Raw genomic sequence first — 1,581 nt, 5'->3', positions numbered from 1 at the left:
GCGGGGCGTTGATCGCGGCGACCGTGACGCACGGGGCGGCGCTGGCCCTGGCGCTGTCGCTGGTGAGCCGCCCGCCGCCTGCGCAGGCGCGGCCGCCGGAGCCGGAGCTGGTGTTGATGGCCTATGCGCCGCCGCCTCCGCCCCTGGGCGGTGGACTCCAGGCGAAGCAGGCCCCCGCGGAGCCCGTGAAGCCCCTGGCGCGCAAGCCGCGCCCGGTGCACCGCGACCTGGTGATGCCCGCGAAGGTGCCGGAGCCGGTGAAGCCGGAGGAGCCCACGCCGCCCGTGGAGGCCACCGCGAAGGAAGTGGCCCCGGAGCAGGCCCCGGCGGTGGCGTCCGCGCCGCCAGGCCCCGGGGTGCCCCAGGGCGTCGTCGGAGGCGTGGAGGGCGGCACGGTGGGCGGGCTCGCCGGTGGGCGCGTGGGCGGCCTGGGCACGGCGCCGGCCCTGTATTCGCCCCGCGAGGTGATGAAGCTGCCGGTGTTGCTCGACGGCAAGCCGGACTACCCGCGCCGGGCCCGCGAGGACGGCATCGCCGGGGTGGTGATGGTGTACGTCGTGATCGGCGCGGACGGGCGCGTGGAGCCGGCCTACACGCGCATCCAGCGCTCCGTCCCCGGCCTGGACGAGGCGGCCATCGAGTCCGTGACGCGCTGGCGCTTCTCGCCGGCCCTGGGACACGACGGGCGGCCCGTGCGTGTGAAGGTCGTGATCCCCGTGAAGTTCGCCCTGAAGTGAAGTGACGCCCCTCCATGCCCAGCACCCTCCGAAACGTCCTCTTCTGGATCCACCTCGTCTCCGGCCTCATCGTCGGGCTCGTCGTCGGGGTGATGTCCATCACCGGCGTGGCGATCGCGTTCGAGTCGCAGATCGTCGATTGGGCGGACCGCGATGCCCGCCTCGCGACGCCGCCTCCCGCGGGGACTCCGCGCCTGTCGCTGGAGGAGATGCTTGCGCGGGTGAAGGCGGCCCGGCCGGGCGCGCAGCCCAGCGCCGTGACGGTGTACCCGGAGGCGGACAGCGTGGTGGCGGTGGCCATCGGGCGCGGCAGCGCTGTCTACGTGCATCCCTTCACCGGCGAGGTGCGCGATCAGGGCGCGCAGGGCTGGCGCGCGTTCTTCTCCAAGATGGAGGACGTGCACCGCTGGCTCGCGGCCCCCGGTGAGCAGCGCGCCGTGGGCAAGGCCGTGACGGGCGTCAGCAACCTGGCCTTCCTCCTCCTGGGCGTGACGGGCCTGTTCCTGTGGTGGCCGCGCAAGTGGACGCTGCGCTCCATGCGGCCGACGCTGTGGTTCCGCCGGGGCCTCAAGGGCAAGGCGCGCGACTTCAACTGGCACAACGTCATCGGCTTCTGGTCGCTGCCGGTGCTGGTGGTGCTGACGGCGTCCGGCGCGGTGATTTCCTACAAGTGGGCCTCGAACCTCGTCTTCACGCTCACCGGCAGCCCGGTGCCCGCCGCGCAGGGGCCCAATGCCTCGCCGCCCGTGCCCGTGCCCACCCCAGCGCCCGGGACGGCCCCCCAGTCCCTGGATGCGCAGTTCGCGGTGGCGATGAAGCAGGCCAGCGCGTGGGAGAACATCAC

The 1,581-nt window shown here is 73.9% G+C and carries 2 protein-coding genes; both read left to right on the top strand.

Going from position 1 to position 1,581, the window contains the following annotated elements:
* Positions 1-737: energy transducer TonB (locus D7V93_RS42810; RefSeq protein ID WP_147451676.1), on the top strand; the 737-nt coding region annotated here is incomplete at its 5' end.
* A gap of 14 nt (positions 738-751) precedes the next feature.
* Positions 752-1,581 (top strand): PepSY-associated TM helix domain-containing protein (locus tag D7V93_RS42805; RefSeq protein ID WP_147451675.1); only part of this gene is annotated, 830 nt, incomplete at its 3' end.

It is taken from the genome of Corallococcus llansteffanensis (assembly GCF_003612055.1).
In the GTDB taxonomy this organism is placed as follows: Bacteria; Myxococcota; Myxococcia; order Myxococcales; family Myxococcaceae; genus Corallococcus; species Corallococcus llansteffanensis.
The sequence above is the reverse complement of the archived record's forward strand: the minus strand, read 5'-3'. Positions and strand labels throughout refer to the sequence as shown.